This window comes from Streptomyces sp. NPDC059454 (genome assembly GCF_042749965.1).
Lineage (GTDB): Bacteria > Actinomycetota > Actinomycetes > Streptomycetales > Streptomycetaceae > Streptomyces.
Map to the genome: position 1 here is coordinate 37,552 of NZ_JBHYVC010000039.1, position 18,637 is coordinate 56,188.

An 18,637-nucleotide genomic window follows, 5' to 3' on the forward strand; every position below is an offset into this window, starting at 1 on the left:
AGCCGGACCGGCCGGCGGACCGCACGGCCACGGTGGCGGCGTCACACGGGCCGCACCGCCGTGTGGACCGTGTGGGCCGCCAGGACGAACACATCGGGGCGGTGGTGCACGCTCGCCTTGTCGTCGGGGTCGAGGAGGCGGTCGAGGGTGGCGCGGTCGTCGGCGTCCAGGTCCTCGCCGATCACCTCGCGGGTGCGGGTGAGGGCGGCGACCACATGGGCACGGGCGCGGTCCGTGACCGGGGCGGGGAGGTCGAGGAGGAAGGTGCGCGAGCGGGCGTGGTGCAGGCCGGCCGAGGTCAGCAGGGCCGGCCAGTCCTCGACGACGGCCACCGAGCCCGGCAGTTCGGCCCGCATCCGGCCGAACCGCTCCTCCTCCACCCCGTTGACGCGTGCCTGGAGACCGGGCCGGCCGAACCCGATGTCGCGGGGCAGGAACCGGACGGGCAGACCGCCCTCCATCACGGCCAGCGTGCCGCCGGGCGCCAGCCGCTCCGCGCAGGCGGCCAGCGCGGCGGCCTGGTCCCCGAGGTGGTGCACGCTGCGGCTGGCCCACAGCAGGTCGGCCGGATAGTCCAGCTCGCCGAGCACGTCGGGGAGTTCACCGGCGAGGGTGCCGAAGCGGTCGCCGGCGCCCTGGCGCCCGGCACGGTCCCTGGCCCGCTCCAGCAGCGGTTCGGACCCGTCGACGGCCACGATCCGCGCACCCGGGAAGGTCTCGGCGAACAGGCACGAGATGACGCCGGGGCCGCTGCCCGCGTCCACGATCAGTCCCGGTTCCGTCACCTCCTTCGCCAGCCAGTTCAGGGCCCGCTCGTAGAGCGGTGTGAACAGCTCCGCCTCGGATTCGAGCAGGGGGGCCAGCTCGGCCCAGTCGTGGTCGTGCCCGTGCTGGTGCTTGTGATCGTGCTGGTGGTCGTGGTCGTGCGCCATGGTGTTCAGCCTCTCCGCTCGGATGCCGTCAGGGTGCGACGACGCACCGGCGACGGGCAACCCATGTTGCCGCTCCCGCAAAAAGGGTGTGGTGAACGAGGCGCGCGGCGCTCCGCCGGGGCCGGACCTGGCAGGCCCGGCCCCGGCGGACCGGTGGTCAGCCCGTCACGACAGCGGCGGGTACGCGTTCTTCATCAGCTCCTGGAACTGGGCGGAGAACCAGTGCCCGGAGATCGGGGCGTCCGACAGGGCGCCCGACATGTTGTTGTCGTTGCGCGGGTTGCCGGTGTACGTCGGGTCGCACATCCGGTCGAAGCCCTTGCCCTCGTCGTTGTCGATGACCTCGCTCGCGCCGTCGGACTCACCCGGGGGCTTCATCCACACGTAGGCGTCGATCCCGGCCTCCGGTGAGGCCTGCGGACGCTCACCGAGTCCGGCTCCCGACTGGTTGCACCAGTTGCCCGTGTTGAACCGGCGGTCATAGCGGCCGCCGTCGACGTAGGTGTCCACGCTGGTCGTGGCACCGGGCCCGGTGGGCCGGTTCGCACCGCCCCAGCCGTTGCGGGAGGTGTCGATCAGCATGCCGATGCCCGAGTCGAAGCCGATCGAGACCAGTTGGTTGCGCAGCGCCTGGGCGTACGACAGCTCGTCGACGTAGCGGTTCCAGCTGACCCACTTCGACTCGCGCACCGACTTGCCGGCCACGTTGTCGCCGATGGAGAAGTGGTCCTCCTTCAGCGCGCTGTAGTTGGCCGTGTTGGCGATGAAGCCGTGCACGTCGGCGACGGTCGCGCCCTCGGCGGTCGCGGCCTGCTTGAACATGTCGGCGGAGGCGCCGAAGTTGTCGTCCCAGCCGAGCCAGCCGTGGTGGCCGGCGTCCACGTAGTTGTAGACGTTGGCCACGTCACCGAGCTTGTTCAGGGCGTAGCCGACGCCCTTCACGTAGTTGCCGTTGGCCTTCATCACGTCGCAGTTGGGCGTGGCGGTGGGCCGCGGCGACACGTTGGTGACCAGGTTGGGCAGGGAGTCGATCTCGACCGTGGTGACGATCCGCAGCGAGGCGTACTTCGAGTCGGCGAGGATGGCCTTGATCGGGTCGATGTACTGCGTCTTGTACTTGTCGATCTCCGTCGGGCCGAGCTCGCCGTTGGAGGCGAGGGCGGCGCAGTCACGGCCGGGCAGGTTGTAGATGACCAGCTGGATGACGAGCTCGCCGGAACCCTTCTGCCGCAGGGCCTCGTCGAGGTGGTCGCGCAGACCCATGCCGCCGTTGACGCCGTTGATGGCGGCGGTGCGGTCCAGCCAGACGCCGGTGGGCTGGTTCGCGATGCGGCTGCCGCCCGGTTCGGCGGCGGCCTTCGCGGACCACTCGGGGTTCACGTACACCTTGGCGCCGTCGTAGGGGTTGTTCACCCGGTTGCCGGGCGGGTCCGGCGGCGGGTCGGTGGGGCCGCCGCCGGAGTCGACGTTGCAGGTCACGCCGTCGAGGGTGAAGGTGGCGGGGACGGCGTTGCTGCCGCTGTAGCTGCCCTGGAAGCCGAAGGTGGCCGAACCTCCGGTGGCGAGGGTGCCGTTGTAGGACTCGTTGGCGGCGGTGACGTTCGCGCCGGACTGGGTCACCTTGGCGTTCCAGCCGCTGGTGACCTTCTGGTTGCCGGCGTAGGACCACTTCAGCGACCACGACGACTTGGCGGCGCTGTTGTTGGTGATCGTCACGGACGCCGTGAAACCGGTGTCCCACTGGTTCTGCACCTTGTAGTCCACGGTGCAGGGGACGGCGGCCGCGCCGGCTTCGCCGGGGACGGCGGCGATCGCCGTCCCGGTGGCGCCGGCGACCAGCGCCATGGCGGCGAGAAGCGCGGTTCTGGTGCGACTCATGGTGCGGGTTTCCTATCCGTAGGGGGCTGTCCTTCTTGGGCGCGCGCGGACGATCGCGCGGCCTGGTGCCTTACGGGTGGGAGTGCCGTGCGGACCTGGTCGGGACAGGCCTGCGGGGCCGGCCGGGAGTTTCCGGGCAGCACGGACGGCACGTGGATCCCACGGGAACGAGCGACCCCGCGTCAGGTGCTCCACACGTGCACGGGGATGGCCGAGGGTACTGAACGCGGGGGGTGGCGCATGAGCGACTCCTTGCAGCTCGGACGCGTCGTGACGGACGCGTCGACTGATGGAACCGCTCCCACTGGTGCACATGAAGCTAGCGCCAAGTGACGGCAAAGAACAGGGGGACCGCTGACTTTCCCTCAGCTCGGGGCGTCGAATGTTTTCGATTCGCCCCAAGGCTTGACCGCTCCCTACCCCGTCCTCACTATGGGAGCGCTCCCACTGGTTCAAGGCTTGACATGTCCGAGTCGCAGGAGGAACCAGCACCATGCATCCCCCACCCAGGAGACGCAGAGGCTTACGGCGGTTGCTGACCGCCGTCGCGGCTGCTCTCGCGCTTCCGCTGACGATGCTCTCGACCGGCTCGACCCCCGCCCAGGCGGCGGCTGTCCAGTGCAGCGTCGACTACAAGGCGAACGACTGGGGCTCCGGATTCACCGCGGAGCTGACCCTCACCAACCGCGGTGCGGACGCCATCGACGGCTGGACCCTGACGTACGACTACGCCGGCAATCAGAAGCTCACGAACGGCTGGAACGGCAGCTGGTCGCAGTCCGGAAAGACCGTGACCGTGAAGGACGCCGGGTACAACGCCCGGATCGCCGCCGGCGCCGCCGTCACGACCGGCGGCCAGTTCACCTACAGCGGCAGCAACGCCGCCCCCACGTCCTTCGCGATCAACGGCACCACCTGCGCCGGCGCCCACCAGCCGCCGATCACCGTGCTGACCAGCCCCGAGGCCGGCGCCGTCTACACGCAGGGCGAGACGGTCCCGCTCGCCGCCACCGCGGCGGCGGCCGACCAGGCCACCGTCACCAAGGTGGAGTTCTACGACGACACCGAACTGCTGGGCTCGGACAGCAGCGCGCCCTTCGCGCTCTCCGTCGGCGGTTTGACCGTGGGCAGTCATTCACTGGTGGCGAAGGCGTACGACAGCATGGGCGCCTCCGCGAGTTCCACCCCGGTCGGCATCACGGTCGCCTCGGGTCCCGCCGTGGTGGCCACGCCGTCCCAACTCGGCGTCCAGCAGGGCGAGTCGGGCACGTACGAGGTGAAGCTGTCCAAGCAGCCGAGCACGAACGTGACCGTCACGACGGCCCGTGCGAGCGGCAACTCGGGGCTCTCGGTCTCCGGTGGCGCCTCGCTCACCTTCACGCCCTCGAACTGGAACACCGCGCAGAAGGTGACGATCGCCGCCGACTCCTCGGGCAGCGGCACGGCGGTCTTCGAGTCCTCGGCGCCGGGCCACGCCAAGGCGGCGGTCACGGTGACGCAACTGGGCGCGGAGAAGGCGTACGACGCGCGTTTCCTGGAGCTGTACGGGAAGATCACCGACCCGGCGAACGGCTACTTCTCGCCGGAGGGCATCCCGTACCACTCGGTCGAGACACTGATCGTCGAGGCGCCGGACCACGGCCACGAGACCACCTCGGAGGCGTACAGCTACCTGCTGTGGCTCCAGGCGATGTACGGCAAGGTGACCGGTGACTGGTCGAAGTTCAACGGGGCCTGGGACATCATGGAGAAGTTCATGATCCCGACCCACGCCGACCAGTCCACGAACTCCTTCTACAACGCCTCGAAGCCGGCGACGTACGCACCCGAGCACGACACCCCGAACGAGTACCCGTCCGCACTGGACACGGGCGTCTCGGTCGGCCCCGACCCGATCGCGGCCGAGCTGAAGTCCGCCTACGGCACGGACGACGTCTACGGCATGCACTGGATCCAGGACGTCGACAACGTGTACGGCTACGGCAACTCGCCCGGCAAGTGCGAGGCGGGTCCGGCGGACACCGGACCGTCGTACATCAACACCTTCCAGCGCGGCCCGCAGGAGTCGGTGTGGGAAACCGTCCCGCAGCCCACCTGCGACGCCTTCAAGTACGGCGGGAAGAACGGCTACCTGGACCTGTTCACCAAGGACGCCTCGTACGCCAAGCAGTGGAAGTTCACCAACGCCCCGGACGCCGACGCGCGGGCCGTGCAGGCCGCGTACTGGGCGGACCTGTGGGCCAAGGACCAGGGCAAGGGGTCCGAGGTCTCCGCGACGGTCGCCAAGGCCGCGAAGATGGGTGACTACCTGCGCTACGCCATGTTCGACAAGTACTTCAAGAAGATCGGCAACTGCACCAGTCCGTCCTGCCCGGCCGGCACCGGCAAGGACGCCTCGCACTACCTGCTGTCCTGGTACTACGCCTGGGGCGGTGCCACCGACTCCTCGGCGGGCTGGGCCTGGCGCATCGGCTCCAGCCACGCGCACGGCGGCTACCAGAACCCGCTCGCCGCGTACGCGCTGAGCGAGTACGCGCCGCTGAAGCCGAAGTCGGCGACGGGCGCGGGCGACTGGGCCAAGTCGATGCAGCGGCAACTGGAGTTCTACCGCTGGCTGCAGTCCGACGAGGGCGGCATCGCGGGCGGCGCGACCAACAGCTGGGCGGGCCGGTACACGACCCCGCCGTCCGGCACGCCGACCTTCTACGGCATGCACTACGACGAGAAGCCGGTCTACCACGACCCGCCGTCCAACCAGTGGTTCGGCTTCCAGGCGTGGTCGATGGAGCGGGTCGCCGAGCTGTACCAGCAGACCGGCAACGCGCTCGCCAAGTCGGTCCTCGACAAGTGGGTCGACTGGGCGCTGTCGGAGACCACGGTCAACCCGGACGGCTCCTTCCGGATCCCGTCGACGCTGCAGTGGTCGGGCAAGCCCGACACCTGGAACGCGTCCTCGCCCGGCGCCAACAGCGGGCTGCACGTCACCGTCGCCGACTACACCAACGACGTCGGTGTGGCCGCGGCGTACGCCAAGACGCTGACGTACTACGCCGACCGCTCCGGTGACACGGAGGCGGCGGCCACGGCGAAGGCGCTCCTGGACGGCATGTGGGAGAACAACCAGGACGCGCTCGGCATCGCCGTCCCGGAGACCCGCGCCGACTACAACCGCTTCGACGACCCCGTCCACGTCCCGAACGGCTGGAGCGGCACCATGCCGAACGGCGACGCGATCAACTCGTCGTCGACGTTCGAGTCGATCCGGTCCTTCTACCAGGACGACCCGGCGTGGTCGAAGATCGAGTCCTATCTGGCGGGCGGCGCCGCGCCCACCTTCACGTACCACCGGTTCTGGGCCCAGGCCGACATCGCCCTGGCCATGGGCTCGTACGCGGAGCTTCTCGAATAGCCCCCGCCGACGCTCCGCGGACCGGCCCCGGTTCCTGACGCCGGGGCCACACACGGCCGGGCGGTCTCCTCGCGCACGGGGTGGCCGCCCGGTCCTCGCACGCTCTCCCCACTCCCCCTCCCCCCAAGAGGAAGGAACCTCCGTGCGAAGAACCCGTGTCCTCACGGCCGTGCTCGCGCTGGCGGCCGGTCTGCTCGCGGGCGGCCCGCCCGCCCTGGCCGCCGGCGCACCGGAGCCGGCCACCACGCTCGCCGCCGACACCTACACCTGGAAGAACGCGCGCATCGACGGCGGTGGCTTCGTGCCCGGCATCGTCTTCAACCGCGGTGAGAAGGACCTGGCCTACGCCCGTACCGACATCGGCGGCGCCTACCGCTGGCAGGAGCCGACGAAGACCTGGACGCCGCTGCTGGACTCGGTCGGCTGGGACGACTGGGGGCACACCGGTGTGGTGAGCCTCGCCTCCGACTCCGCCGACCCCGACCGGGTGTACGCGGCGGTCGGCACGTACACCAACGACTGGGACCCGGGCAACGGCGCGGTGCTGCGCTCCACGGACCGGGGCGCGAGCTGGAAGAAGGCGGACCTGCCGTTCAAGCTGGGCGGGAACATGCCGGGACGGGGCATGGGGGAACGGCTGGCGGTCGACCCCCACGACAACGACGTGCTGTACCTGGGCGCGCCCAGCGGCCACGGGCTCTGGCGGTCGACCGACGCGGGCGCCACCTGGTCCGAGGTGACGGCGTTCCCCAACCCCGGGAACTACGCGCAGGACCCGAGTGACACGTCCGGGTACGCGTCCGACAACCAGGGCATCACCTGGGTCACCTTCGACGAGTCGACGGGCAGCGCGGGGACGGCGACGAGGACGGTCTACGTCGGGGTCGCCGACAAGGAGAACGCGGTCTACCGTTCGACGGACGCGGGCGCGACCTGGCAGCGGATCGCCGGGCAGCCGACGGGCTACCTGGCGCACAAGGGCGTCCTCGACGCCGAGAACGGCTACCTGTACCTGGCCTACAGCGACACCGGCGGCCCGTACGACGGCGGCAAGGGCCGGCTGTACCGGTACGCGACGGCGACCGGCACCTGGACGGACATCAGTCCGGTGGCGGAGGCCGACACCTACTACGGCTTCAGCGGCCTGACCGTGGACCGGCAGAACCCGGGCACGGTGATGGCGACGGCGTACAGCTCCTGGTGGCCGGACACGCAGATCTTCCGCTCGACGGACAGCGGCGGCACGTGGACGCAGGCGTGGAGCTACACCTCCTACCCGAACCGCGAGAACCGCTACACGATGGACGTCTCGTCGTCGCCGTGGCTGACCTGGGGCGCGAACCCGTCGCCGCCGGAGCAGACGCCGAAGCTGGGCTGGATGACGGAGGCGCTGGAGATCGACCCGTTCGACTCCGACCGGATGATGTACGGGACGGGCGCGACGGTCTACGGCACGGAGAACCTGACGAACTGGGACGACGACACGTCGTTCACCATCACCCCGATGGTGCGGGGCCTGGAGGAGACGGCCGTCAACGACCTGATCTCTCCCCCGTCGGGCGCCCCGCTGATCAGCGCGCTCGGTGACGTCGGCGGCTTCCGGCACACGGACCTGACCAAGGTGCCGCCGATGATGTTCACCCAGCCGAACTTCACGTCGACGACGAGTCTGGACTTCGCCGAGTCGAACCCGAGCACGGTGGTGCGGGCCGGCAACCTGGACTCCGGCCCGCACATCGCGTTCTCGACCGACAACGGCGCCAACTGGTTCGCGGGGACGGACCCTTCGGGCGTGAGCGGCGGCGGCACGGTCGCCGCGGCGGCCGACGGCAGCCGGTTCGTGTGGAGCCCGCAGGGCGCGGGCGTGCACCACGCGACCGGGTTCGGCACGTCCTGGTCGGCGTCGAGCGGCATCCCGGCGGGGGCGGTCGTCGAGTCCGACCGGGTGGACCCGAAGACGTTCTACGGCTTCAAGTCCGGGAAGTTCTACGTCAGTACGGACGGCGGCGCGACGTTCACGGCCTCGTCCGCGACGGGGCTCCCGGCCGGTGACAGCGTGCGCTTCAAGGCGCTCCCGGGTGCGAAGGGCGAGGTCTGGCTGGCGGGCGGGGCGAGCGACGGGCCGTACGGCCTGTGGCACTCCACCGACTCGGGCGCGACCTTCACCAAGCTGCCGGACGTCGACGAGGCCGACACCGTCGGCTTCGGCAAGGCGGCGCCGGGCGCCTCGTACCAGACCCTCTTCACCAGCGCGGAGATCGACGGCGTACGCGGCATCTTCCGCTCCACGGACAGGGGCTCGACCTGGACCCGCGTCAACGACGACGCCCACCAGTGGGGTTGGACGGGCGCGGCCATCACCGGTGACCCGCGGGTCTACGGCCGCGTGTACGTGGCGACCAACGGCCGCGGCGTCGTCTACGGCGACACGTCGGACACCGGCGGCGGTACGGACCCGGACCCGGCCGGCGCCTGCGAGGTGACCTACACGATCACCAACCAGTGGAACGACGGCTTCCAGGCCGACGTCCGGCTGACCAACACGGGCTCGGCCCCCTGGAAAGGCTGGTCACTGACCTGGTCCTTCGCGGACGGCCAGAAGATCTCCCAGCTCTGGAACGGGTCCCACATCCAGTCGGGTGCGGCGGTGACGGTCCGCGACACCGGCTGGAACGGCACGGTGGCGGCGGGCTCGTCGGCGGCCTTCGGCTTCACAGCGAGCAGATCGGCGGCCAACACCGAGCCCACGGCCTTCACACTGGGCGGGGAGACCTGCACGGTGAGGTGACCCGGTGCGCCCCGGCCCGCCCGCACTCGGTGCGGGGGGGCCGGGGCGCGTTCGCTCAGGGGGTGAAGACCGTGGGCCTGGGCGGGGTGGGCATGTCGGCGCCGATGAAGAAGCCGGTGTGCGGGGGCTGGTTGTAGGCCGTGTTCTGCCAGGCCAGGGACGTGCGGTACAGGGTGTCGTGGAGGAGGGTGGTGATCCTGCGGTCCGTGTCGTGGGGGGTGGAGTAGATGCGCAGGTTCTTGTTGTCGCCGGTGCGCCAGACGACCTCCTCGCGCCAGTCGCCCAGGATGTCACCGGACAGGACCGGGGTGGCCTTGGTGCCGTTGTTCGACGCCACGCCCGAACCGGTCAGCAGGCGGGTGTCGGAGGACGTGCCGTACTTGTCGATGCGGGTGCCGTCGAGGAGTTCGCGCACCGGGTCGCCGTCCCACCAGGAGAGGAAGTTGGCGGAGGAGGGCTTGCGGCCCTTGGTGGCGCCGCCCTCGTCCCGGACGGAGCTGTCGGAGGAGGACCACATCTCCGGCCCGGAGTTGCCCGACCAGACGTCCGCCGCGACCCCGCGGCCGTTGTCGCAGCAGGCTCCCAGCTTCCAGCGAACGGCGCCGTTCGCGGGGTTGATGTACAGCGCGGCGGGCTGGCTCGTTGACTCGGAGACCTTGTAGTACTCCAGGCCGGAGGTCGACGGGTCGAGGTCGCCGAGGTGCTGGGCGTCGCCGTGGCCGGTCCTGGCCGTCCACAGGGCGTTGCCGTTGTCGTCGACGGCCATCGAGCCGTAGACGATCTCGTCCCGGCCGTCGTTGTCGACGTCACCGACGGAGAGGGCGTGGGAGCCCTGGCCGTCGTACCCCTTGCCGCTGTTGCTGGAGGAGTTGGTGTCGAAGGTCCAGCGGCGGGTGAACCGGCCGTCCCGCCAGTCCCAGGCCGCGACGACCGTGCGCGTGTAGTAGCCGCGGGCCATGATCAGGGAGGGGCGGGCGCCGTCCAGGTACGCGGTGCCGGCGAGGAAGCGGTCGACGCGGTTGCCGTAGGAGTCGCCCCAGGAGGAGACCGTGCCGCGGGCCGGGACGTAGTCGACGGTGCCCATCGCCCTGCCGGTCTGCCCGTTGAACATCGTCAGGAACTCGGGGCCGGTCAGGACGTACCCGCTGGAGTTGCGGTGGTCGGCGGAGGAGCTGCCGATGACCGTCCCGGTGCCGTCCTTGGTGCCGTCGGCGGTCTTCATGGCGACCTCGGCCTTGCCGTCGCCGTCGTAGTCGTACACCTGGAACTGCGTGTAGTGGGCGCCGGAGCGGATGTTGCGGCCCAGGTCGACGCGCCACAGCCGGGTGCCGTCGAGTTTGACGCCGTCGACGATCGTGTTGCCGGTGTAGCCGGACTGGGAGTTGTCCTTGGCGTTGGTGGGCTGCCACTTGAGCACGATGTCGAGGGCGCCGTCGCCGTCGAGGTCGCCGACGGAGGCGTCGTTGGCCTCGTAGGTGTAGGAGACGCCGTCGGGGGTGGTGCCGCCGGCCGGCGGGCTGATCGGCACGTCCTTGTAGCCGGTGCGGAACTGGACGGCGTGCACCGAGTCGCCCTGCTCGGTGCCGTTCACCACCGCGCGGACGGTGTAGTCGGCGTGGGAGGGCGCGCCGGAGTGGAAGTAGGTGGTGGAGCCGGTGATCGGAGTGGAGTTGACCTTGGTTCCGGCCCGGTAGACGTTGAAGGCGACGTCGTCCGGGTCGGTGCCGAGCCAGCGCCAGCCGACCAGGTTGCCGCTGCCGGTGTGGACGCTGACGACGCCGCGGTCCAGCTTCTCGACCTGCCGTGCGGTGGCGGCCTCGGCGGGCGCGTCCGACAGCGCGGTCAGACCGGCGCCGGCCAGCGCGGCCGCGGCGAGCGCCGCGGGCAGGACGACACGGCGTCTGCGGTGCCTGTGGGGGTGGGTCACGGGGCGGACCTCCTGGGAGGACGGATGGGTTCCGTCCCTCAGTCGCCGCCGGGGCGCTCCAGGTTGCCGTCCTCCCGCTTCCGGTACGCGCGGAGAGCGAACACGGGGTCGGGGCGGGGCCGGTCCTGGTCGGGGAGTGCGGCCAGGCGGGCGGCGAACTCCTCGGCGAGGGGTTCACCGGGCGGCAGGGTGACGAACCAGCCGCGTCGCAGGTCGGCGATGGTGCGGCGAGGACTGCGGCCCTGCCCGTGGCCCCGGAAGCGGGCCTCCCCCGCGGGGAGCAGACCGTGCGCGGCGGCGCAGGCCCCGACGGCGTCGGGGGCGTCGGGGACCGGGCTGCGCGGGCGGGCGGCGAGGATCGCGTCGATGTCGCTGCCGACGTTGTGCGAGGCGCCCTTGTGGACGGTGGTGACGTACACCCCGCCGGGCCGCAGCACACGGGCGCACTCGGCGACGACCGCCCGTACGTCCTCGGGTCCTGACATCAGGTGCAGCAGCCACACGCTGACCACGGCGTCGAACCGGGCGTCGCCGAAGGGCAGCCGGCGGCTGTCGGCGCGGACCACTGCGCCCGGCAGGCGGGCGACGGCCGTCCGGGTCATCGCCCGGGAGAGGTCGGCGCCCGTCACCCGCAGACCGGCGCGGGCGGCGGCCAGCCGCCGGGTCACGATGCCGGTGCCGCACGCCACGTCCAGCAGGTCCCGCGCACGGCCCGGTACGAGGCCCAGCACGGCGTCGGCGGCGGCCGCCGCCCGCGGTTCACCGCCGCGTGAGGCGTCGTACCGTTCCGCTTCCTCGTCGTAGTCCAGCACGCGCCTCAGTGTGCACCGTGTGCGGGCGCCAGGTCCTCCACCCTGCGGGCGAGCTCGAGGTCCTTCTCGGTGACGACGCCGCCCGCGCTGTGGGTGTGCACGGACAGGGCCACGGTGTCGTAGCCGAGGGTGAGGTCGGAGTGGTGGTCGAGCTCCTCCTGCACCTGGGCGATGTGGACGACCATCGCGGTCGCCGCGACGTGCGAGCCGAGCCGGTAGGAGCGGGTGAGCCGGTCACCGTCGAGCGACCAGCCCGGCAGTTCGGCCAGCCGGTCCTCGATCTCCTTCTGCGACAGCGGTTCGACGGGCATGGGCTGCGCTCCTTCGCCGGTGCGGGTCTCGTGCGGGACTCCCAGGCTGTCACAGAAGACCCCCCGGGGCCCGGTCGGAGACGGGGCGGCTCCCCGGTACGGCCGTTTCTCGATTACCGTCCTGACATGACCACTGTCACGTCCGGTACCGCTTCCCGCACCGAGGGCGTGGGCCCGCTGCTGCGCGCCTGGCGGGAGCAGCGGCGGGTCAGCCAGCTGGAGCTGGCCCTGCGCGCCGATTCCTCCGCCCGGCACATCAGCTTCATCGAGACCGGCCGTTCCCGGCCCAGCCAGGAGATGGTGCTGCGGCTGGCCGAGCACCTGGACGTACCCGTGCGGGAGCGCAACGCGCTGCTGCTGGCGGCCGGTTACGCGCCCCACTACCCGGAGACCCCGCTGGACGACCCCGCGCTGGAGGTGGTGCGCGCGGGCATCGAGCGGCTGATCGGCGGCTTCGAGCCGTATCCGGCGCTGGTGGTGGACGCGATGTACGACGTCGTGGCGGCCAACCGGGGGGTCATGGCGCTGTTCGGCGGCGTCCCGGAGTCCCTGCTGACGCCGCCGCTGAACGCGGTCCGGCTCACCCTGCACCCGCGGGGTCTCGCGCCGCGGATCCGGAATCTGCGGGAGTGGCGCGGGCACCTGCTGGAGCAGATGCGGCGGCAGATCGCCCTGCACCGCTCGGAGCGGCTGCGGGCGCTGTACGACGAGGTGGCGGCGTTCCCCGTACCGGACACCGCCGGCCAGGAGGAACCGGCCGAGCCGGTGGCGTACTTCGCGCTGCCGATGCTGATCGAGCACGAGGGGCGGACGCTGTCGTTCGTGTCGTCGATCTCCACGTTCAACACGCCCATGGACGTGACCGTCGCCGAGCTGGCCGTGGAGACACTGCTCCCGGCGGACCCGGCGACGGCCAAGTACCTTCAGACCTGGCTTAGCTGACGCTCCTTCAGGGACATGTGCTGGAGCAGGGCGAAGCCCGCCACGGTGAGCGCCTGGAGGACCGTCCACACCGCGCCCGCCGCGGTCGGGGTGAGCCACAGCGCGAGGGCGGCGAGACTCACCGCCGTCCAGGCGAGGTTGGCCTCGACGACGATCCGCACGCCGAACGCCGGCGGGTGCGGCCGGGCGGCCAGCAGGCCCACGCCGGCCGCGTACGCGGCGAGGAACGCGCCGATCCCGAGCAGCAGGCCGGAACCGGCCCCGAGGAACCGGCCGAGCGGTCCCGAAAGGGCGAGGTAGGCGAGCGCGTTGGCGCCGGTCACCACGGCGTCGAGGGCCAGGAAGCGGCGCAGCATCCGCTGCGGCTCCACGGTCCGGGCGAGCACGGCGAGCTGGGTCGTGGACATGACGCATCATCCTCCGTCGGGATCGGTGGCCGGGTCCCGGGCCGGAGTGCGCCGGCCCGGAACCCGGTGCGCCCACGATCCCCCGCGGACCGAACCCGGTCGATTACCTGCCGGGTAATGCGGCGAGGACCAGCGAAACAGGGCGGTCACCTGCGGCTCGTGAGAGTGTCGGAGGAACATGGCAGACTGGGCGCATGCCCGGGCGCGTTGGGGAGGCGTGGCGTGAGTGAGCGGCGGGCCGCACCCACCGTGGGCCAGGTGGTCCTGGGAAGGCGGCTGCAGGAACTGAGGGAGGCGGCGGACCTCTCACGGGAGGAGGCCGCCCGCGTCCTGCGGGTGGCGCCCGCGACCGTACGGCGGATGGAGACCGCCGAGGTCGCGCTGAAGATCCCGTACGTCCAGCTGCTGCTGAGCGCCTACGGGGTGCCCGAGGGCGAGTCCGCCGCGTTCGTCGAGCTCGCCGAGGAGGCGAACCGGCCGGGCTGGTGGCAGCGGTACGGCGACGTGCTGCCCGAGTGGTTCAGCATGTACGTGAGCCTGGAGGGCGCCGCCCGTATCATCCGCTCCTACGAGCCGCACTTCGTGCCGGGACTGCTGCAGACCGAGGGGTACGCGCGTGCCGTGCTGGAGGCCGGGACGATCGGGAACATCGGTCCCGGAGCGGTCGAGCGGCACGTGGCGCTGCGCATGGAGCGCCAGCGGCTGCTGGAGCGCCCCGACCCGCCGCACCTGTGGGTGCTGATGGAGGAGACGGTGCTGCGCCGTCCGGTGAGCCTCGACGGCCGGGTGATGCGCGAGCAGCTCGACAAGCTCCTGGAGTGGTCCGCGCGGGACCGGATCACGCTGCAGATCGCCGAGTTCGCGGACGGCCCGCACCCGGGGACGTACGCGCCGTTCTCGCTGTTCCGGTTCGCCGAGCCGGAGCTGCCGGACATGGTGTTCACCGAGTATCTGACCGGCGCCCTGTACCTGGACTCCCGCAAGGAGGTGTCGGCGCATCTGGAGGTCCTGGACCACATGACGGCGCGGGCGGCCTCGACACAGCGCACCGAGAAACTGCTGCGGGAGTGCCGCGAGCACTACTGAACCGCGCGCCCGAGCACGCCTTCGCGCCCATGAGGAGAAGACCGCCCATGACCGGATCCGACACCCCGCCCGCCCGCATCGACACCAGCCGGCCGCATCCGGCCCGGGTCTACGACTGGTGGCTCGGCGGCAAGGACAACTACCCGGTCGACGAGGAACTGGCGCGCAGGATCCTCGCGTCGGACGGCACGGTGTTACGCGGGGCGCGGGCCAACCGCCGGTTCATGCACCGGGCCGTGCGCACCGTCGCCGAGGCGGGGACACGCCAGTTCCTGGACATCGGCACGGGCATCCCCACGGAACCCAATCTGCACCAGGTGGCGCAGGGCGTCGCCGCGGAGTCCCGCGTGGTGTACGCGGACAACGACCCGATCGTGCTGCGGCACGCCGAGGCCCTGCTGCACGGCACCGCCGAGGGCAGCACGCGGTACGTGCACGCCGATGTGCGGGACGCGGACACGCTGCTGCACCGGGCCGCCGAGTCGCTGGACCTCGGCCGGCCCGTGGCGCTGTCGCTGGTCGCGCTGACCCACTACCTGGACGACGATCCGGACGGCGACGACGTGTACGGCCTGCTCCAGCGGTACACGGCCGCGCTGGCGCCGGGCAGCTTTCTGATCCTCTCCCAGGTCACGCCCGATCTGAGCCCCGACGCCGTCGGGCAGGCGGCGGAGCACTTCCGGCGCGGCGGTACGCCCTTCCACCCACGCTCGCTGGCCGCGTTCTCACGCTTCTTCACCGGCCTCGAACTGCTGGGTCCGGGGGTGATCCCGGTGCACGGGTGGCGTCCGGAGGCGGAGGACGTGGCGGCGCAGGCGGAGGGCATCGTGCCGGTGTACGCGGGGGTCGCCCGCAAGCCCTGACCGGTGCGGCGTACGGCGGTCAGGCCGCGCCGTCCTCCCGCCGGCCGGTGTCCTTGTCGTCGTCGACGATCTCCGCGTCGACGACGCCGTCGTCGTCCTGCGGCGGGGTGTGCTGTCCGGTGCCCTCCGCGGGGGTCTGCTGGGCCTGCGCGTACATCGCCTGGCCCATCTTCTGGCTGACGGAGGCGAGTTTCTCGACGGCGGCGCGCAGCCCGGCGGTGTCGGAGGACTGCTGTTCCAGCAGCCGCTTCACCTCCGTGGCGGCCGACTCGACCTCGGCCTTGGTCTCGCCGGGCACCTTGTCGCTGTTGTCCCGCAGGAACCGCTCGGTCTGGTAGACGAGTTGTTCGGCCTGGTTGCGGGTCTCGGCGGCCTCGCGGCGGTTGCGGTCCTCCTCGGCGTAACTCTCGGCGTCGCGCATCATGCGGTCGATGTCGTCCTTGGGGAGGGCCGAGCCGCCGGTGACGGTCATCTTCTGTTCGCGGCCGGTGGCGAGGTCCTTGGCAGAGACGTGCATGATGCCGTTGGCGTCGATGTCGAAGGCCACCTCGATCTGCGGGACGCCGCGCGGGGCCGGGGGCAGGCCGGTGAGGTCGAAGACGCCGAGCTTCTTGTTGTACGCGGCGATCTCGCGTTCGCCCTGGTAGACCTGGATGCCGACCGAGGGCTGGTTGTCGGTGGCGGTGGTGAAGATCTCCGAACGCCGGGTGGGGATCGTGGTGTTGCGTTCGATCAGCCTGGTCATGAGGCCGCCCTTGGTCTCGATGCCCAGGGACAGCGGGGTGACGTCGAGGAGGAGTACGTCCTTGACGTCGCCGCGGAGGACGCCCGCCTGGAGGGCGGCGCCGAGGGCCACGACCTCGTCGGGGTTGACGCCCTTGTGCGGCTCCTTGCCGGTGAGTTCGCGGACCAGGTCGGTGACGGCGGGCATCCGGGTGGAGCCGCCGACCAGGATGACGTGGTCGATCGCGGAGAGCTGCACGCCGGCGTCCTTGACGGCCTGGTGGAAGGGCTTCTTGCAGCGCTCGAGGAGGTCCTCGGTGAGTTCCTGGAACTGGGCGCGGGTGAGCTTCTCGTCGAGGTGCAGGGGTCCTTCGGCGGAGGCCGTGACGTAGGGCAGGTTGATCGAGGTCTCGGTGGACGAGGACAGCTCGATCTTCGCCTTCTCGGCGGCCTCCCGCAGCCGCTGCACGGCCATCTTGTCCTGCGCCAGGTCGACGCCGTACTGCCCCTTGAAGCGTTTGGCGAGGTACTCCACGACGCGCTGGTCCCAGTCGTCGCCGCCGAGGTGGGTGTCGCCGTTGGTGGCCTTCACCTCGATGACGCCCTCGCCCATGTCGAGCAGCGACACGTCGAAGGTGCCGCCGCCCAGGTCGAAGACGAGGACGGTCTGGTCGTTCTCCTTGTCCAGGCCGTACGCCAGGGCCGCCGCCGTGGGCTCGTTGATGATCCTCAGCACCTTCAGGCCGGCGATCTCCCCGGCCTCCTTGGTGGCCTGCCGCTGGGTGTCGTCGAAGTACGCCGGTACGGTGATCACCGCGTCGGTGACGTCCTCGCCGAGGTAGGACTCGGCGTCCCGGCGCAGCTTCTGCAGCACCCTGGCGGACAGTTCCTGCGCCGTGTAGCGGGTGCCGTCGACGGAGCCCTGCCCGGGGAACCGCCAGTGCGCGTCGCCCATGTACCGCTTGACCGAGCGGGCGGTGCGTTCGACGTTCGTCACGGCCTGCCGTTTGGCGACCTCGCCGACCAGCACCTCGCCGTTCTTGGCGAAGGCCACCACCGAGGGGGTGGTGCGGGCGCCCTCCGCGTTGGCGATGACGGTGGGCTCACCGCCCTCCAGCACGGCCACCACCGAGTTCGTGGTTCCCAGGTCGATTCCGACCGCACGTCCCATCGCTGTCCCCTTCCGCCAGGGCACCTCTCCGGACTTCCAGCACAAAACTTGAGCGGCCTGTTGTCAATAGGTTGAGCGGGTGGTTGTCAACAAGGGGGTTCCGCGTCCCGCAGGACCACGGCACGCCGGGGCCGGTCGGTGATCAGCACGTCCACACGCGGATCGCCGAGGAAGCCGCGCAGCGCCGCGTCCTCGTTGACCGTCCACACCATGGTGAACAGTCCGCCGCGCGCCGCCTCGCGCAGTACGGTGGCGCGGGCCAGCCGCCAGTGCACGGCGACGCCGTGGGCGCCGCAGGCGCGGACGCGGCGCATGGGCAGCAGTTCACCGATCCGGGTCCGCACCAGCCGGCCCCGGGCGATGTCCTTGCCGTCCCGGCCGAGGGACAGCACGGTGCGCACCCGCGGACGGGCGGCGGTGATGGCGGCGACGGAGCGGTCCTCGAGGGTGGTGGCGACGAGTCCGTCCTCGCCGAGCAGGGCGACCGCGCGGTCGATCAGCTCCCGCTCGTGGCCGGTCTCCTTGAGGTCCAGATGGGCGACGAGCTTCCCGGCGACCAGCTCCATGACCTCGTCCACGACGGGCACCGGGTACCCGGCGCGCTCGTTCAGCTCGGCGTGGGTGAGCGTGGACAGCGACGGGCCGGTGCGGTGTACGCGGGCGTCGTGGTGGACGACGAAGACCCCGTCCGCCGTGCGCCGTACGTCCAACTCGGCGTACTCCGCGCCGGAGGCGAGCGCGTCCTCGTACGCCTCCCAGGTCGCCGGGGCGGCGCGCTCGGAACCTCCCCGGTGGGCGGAGACGGCGGGGCGTGGCGTCATGGCGGTCGGCTCTCCGGGAGGGGACGTGCCGCAGGCCGCCCCGGAAGGGGGCGGCCTGCGGTGGTACGGCGAGCGGGTCAGGCGAGCTTCGCCGTCAGGGTGATGTCCGTGCCCTTCAGGGCCTGGCTGACGGGGCAGTTCACCTTGGCGTCCTCGGCGGCGGCGACGAAACCGGCCTCGTCCAGGCCGGGGACGGCACCCTCGACGGTGAGGTGGATGCCGGTGATGCCCTCACCGGGCACGAAGGTGACGTCGGCGGAGGTGGTCAGCCTGGTCGGCGGGGTGCCGGCCTTGTCGAGACCGTTGGAGAGGGCCATCGAGAAGCAGCTGGAGTGCGCGGCGGCGATCAGCTCCTCCGGGCTGGTCTTCCCGTTCGCCTCCTCGGCCCGCGACGCCCAGGTGACCGGCTGCTCGGCGATGCTGCCGGAGGAGTCGAAGGCGACGACCCCGCTGCCCTTGAAGAGACTGCCTTCCCAAACGGTGTGTGCGGAGCGCGTGGCTGCCATGACGCATCCTTTCGAAAATGTCCGGCCGGGTGTCCGGCGGTGCTCGGTCCGGGCGCCCGGA

General features: G+C 71.3%; 14 protein-coding genes. 5 read left to right on the forward strand and 9 right to left on the reverse strand.

The window, feature by feature from the left end:
* Positions 1-41 precede the first annotated feature (41 nt).
* Positions 42-932, reverse strand: coding sequence for a class I SAM-dependent methyltransferase (locus tag ACFXAE_RS24175; RefSeq protein ID WP_384718336.1), 891 nt, complete (start codon positions 930-932; stop codon positions 42-44).
* Positions 933-1,097: 165 nt separating this feature from the next.
* A complete protein-coding gene (locus ACFXAE_RS24180) occupies positions 1,098-2,810 on the reverse strand; it encodes a glycoside hydrolase family 6 protein (RefSeq protein WP_384718338.1) in 1,713 nt (570 codons plus the stop codon).
* A 493-nt stretch (positions 2,811-3,303) separates the two neighbouring features.
* On the opposite strand from ACFXAE_RS24180, the gene ACFXAE_RS24185 reads away from it, so the two are divergent.
* The gene (locus ACFXAE_RS24185; protein ID WP_384718340.1) at positions 3,304-6,219 is read left to right on the forward strand and encodes a glycoside hydrolase family 48 protein; all 2,916 of its coding nucleotides are present in this window, start codon (positions 3,304-3,306) and stop codon (positions 6,217-6,219) included.
* Between the two features lie 142 nt (positions 6,220-6,361).
* Entirely contained in the window at positions 6,362-9,007 is a 2,646-nt protein-coding gene (locus ACFXAE_RS24190; RefSeq protein WP_384718342.1) for a cellulose binding domain-containing protein, read from the forward strand.
* A gap of 55 nt (positions 9,008-9,062) precedes the next feature.
* Here the strand turns inward: ACFXAE_RS24190 and ACFXAE_RS24195 are convergent, their stop codons facing one another.
* From ACFXAE_RS24195 to ACFXAE_RS24205, 3 genes are read right to left on the reverse strand one after another with little or no spacing between them, the layout of a single operon-like run.
* Positions 9,063-10,934 carry a rhamnogalacturonan lyase gene (locus tag ACFXAE_RS24195; protein WP_384718344.1) on the reverse strand — a complete coding sequence of 624 codons (1,872 nt, stop codon included), beginning with the start codon at positions 10,932-10,934 and terminating at the stop codon, positions 9,063-9,065.
* A gap of 38 nt (positions 10,935-10,972) precedes the next feature.
* Positions 10,973-11,746 (reverse strand): class I SAM-dependent methyltransferase, encoded by a 774-nt coding sequence (locus ACFXAE_RS24200; protein ID WP_384718346.1) that lies wholly within the window; start codon positions 11,744-11,746, stop codon positions 10,973-10,975.
* A 5-nt stretch (positions 11,747-11,751) separates the two neighbouring features.
* Positions 11,752-12,057 carry a 4a-hydroxytetrahydrobiopterin dehydratase gene (locus ACFXAE_RS24205; protein WP_384718348.1) on the reverse strand — a complete coding sequence of 102 codons (306 nt, stop codon included), beginning with the start codon at positions 12,055-12,057 and terminating at the stop codon, positions 11,752-11,754.
* A gap of 126 nt (positions 12,058-12,183) precedes the next feature.
* Between ACFXAE_RS24205 and ACFXAE_RS24210 the strand changes: the two genes are divergently transcribed.
* Positions 12,184-12,999 (forward strand): helix-turn-helix domain-containing protein, encoded by an 816-nt coding sequence (locus tag ACFXAE_RS24210; RefSeq protein WP_384718350.1) that lies wholly within the window; start codon positions 12,184-12,186, stop codon positions 12,997-12,999.
* On the opposite strand, the gene ACFXAE_RS24215 is transcribed toward ACFXAE_RS24210, so the two are convergent.
* Entirely contained in the window at positions 12,981-13,406 is a 426-nt protein-coding gene (locus ACFXAE_RS24215; protein WP_384718352.1) for a hypothetical protein, read from the reverse strand. The two genes, ACFXAE_RS24210 and ACFXAE_RS24215, sit on opposite strands and share 19 nt — an antisense overlap.
* A gap of 222 nt (positions 13,407-13,628) precedes the next feature.
* Between ACFXAE_RS24215 and ACFXAE_RS24220 the strand changes: the two genes are divergently transcribed.
* Positions 13,629-14,492 carry a helix-turn-helix domain-containing protein gene (locus tag ACFXAE_RS24220; protein WP_384718354.1) on the forward strand — a complete coding sequence of 288 codons (864 nt, stop codon included), beginning with the start codon at positions 13,629-13,631 and terminating at the stop codon, positions 14,490-14,492.
* A gap of 47 nt (positions 14,493-14,539) precedes the next feature.
* Positions 14,540-15,355, forward strand: coding sequence for an SAM-dependent methyltransferase (locus ACFXAE_RS24225; protein ID WP_384718356.1), 816 nt, complete (start codon positions 14,540-14,542; stop codon positions 15,353-15,355).
* Positions 15,356-15,374: 19 nt separating this feature from the next.
* Here the strand turns inward: ACFXAE_RS24225 and dnaK are convergent, their stop codons facing one another.
* The 3 genes from dnaK to ACFXAE_RS24240 form a co-directional block, all read right to left on the reverse strand.
* A complete protein-coding gene (gene dnaK / locus ACFXAE_RS24230; RefSeq protein WP_384718358.1) occupies positions 15,375-17,249 on the reverse strand; it encodes a molecular chaperone DnaK in 1,875 nt (624 codons plus the stop codon).
* Positions 17,250-17,335: 86 nt separating this feature from the next.
* On the reverse strand, positions 17,336-18,070 hold the full coding sequence (locus ACFXAE_RS24235) for a glycerophosphodiester phosphodiesterase family protein (RefSeq protein WP_384718360.1): 735 nt from the start codon (positions 18,068-18,070) through the stop codon (positions 17,336-17,338).
* 77 nt (positions 18,071-18,147) lie between these two features.
* Positions 18,148-18,576 (reverse strand): OsmC family protein, encoded by a 429-nt coding sequence (locus ACFXAE_RS24240; protein WP_384718362.1) that lies wholly within the window; start codon positions 18,574-18,576, stop codon positions 18,148-18,150.
* Between the last annotated feature and the right edge of the window lie 61 nt (positions 18,577-18,637).

Coding starts and splice junctions, on each gene's coding strand:
- ACFXAE_RS24175 (WP_384718336.1), bottom strand. CDS start 932: ATGGCGCACGACCACGACCACCAGCACGATCACAAGCACCAGCACGGG.
- ACFXAE_RS24180 (WP_384718338.1), bottom strand. CDS start 2,810: ATGAGTCGCACCAGAACCGCGCTTCTCGCCGCCATGGCGCTGGTCGCC.
- ACFXAE_RS24185 (WP_384718340.1), top strand. CDS start 3,304: ATGCATCCCCCACCCAGGAGACGCAGAGGCTTACGGCGGTTGCTGACC.
- ACFXAE_RS24205 (WP_384718348.1), bottom strand. CDS start 12,057: ATGCCCGTCGAACCGCTGTCGCAGAAGGAGATCGAGGACCGGCTGGCC.
- ACFXAE_RS24210 (WP_384718350.1), top strand. CDS start 12,184: ATGACCACTGTCACGTCCGGTACCGCTTCCCGCACCGAGGGCGTGGGC.
- ACFXAE_RS24215 (WP_384718352.1), bottom strand. CDS start 13,406: ATGTCCACGACCCAGCTCGCCGTGCTCGCCCGGACCGTGGAGCCGCAG.
- ACFXAE_RS24225 (WP_384718356.1), top strand. CDS start 14,540: ATGACCGGATCCGACACCCCGCCCGCCCGCATCGACACCAGCCGGCCG.
- dnaK (WP_384718358.1), bottom strand. CDS start 17,249: ATGGGACGTGCGGTCGGAATCGACCTGGGAACCACGAACTCGGTGGTG.
- ACFXAE_RS24235 (WP_384718360.1), bottom strand. CDS start 18,070: ATGACGCCACGCCCCGCCGTCTCCGCCCACCGGGGAGGTTCCGAGCGC.
- ACFXAE_RS24240 (WP_384718362.1), bottom strand. CDS start 18,576: ATGGCAGCCACGCGCTCCGCACACACCGTTTGGGAAGGCAGTCTCTTC.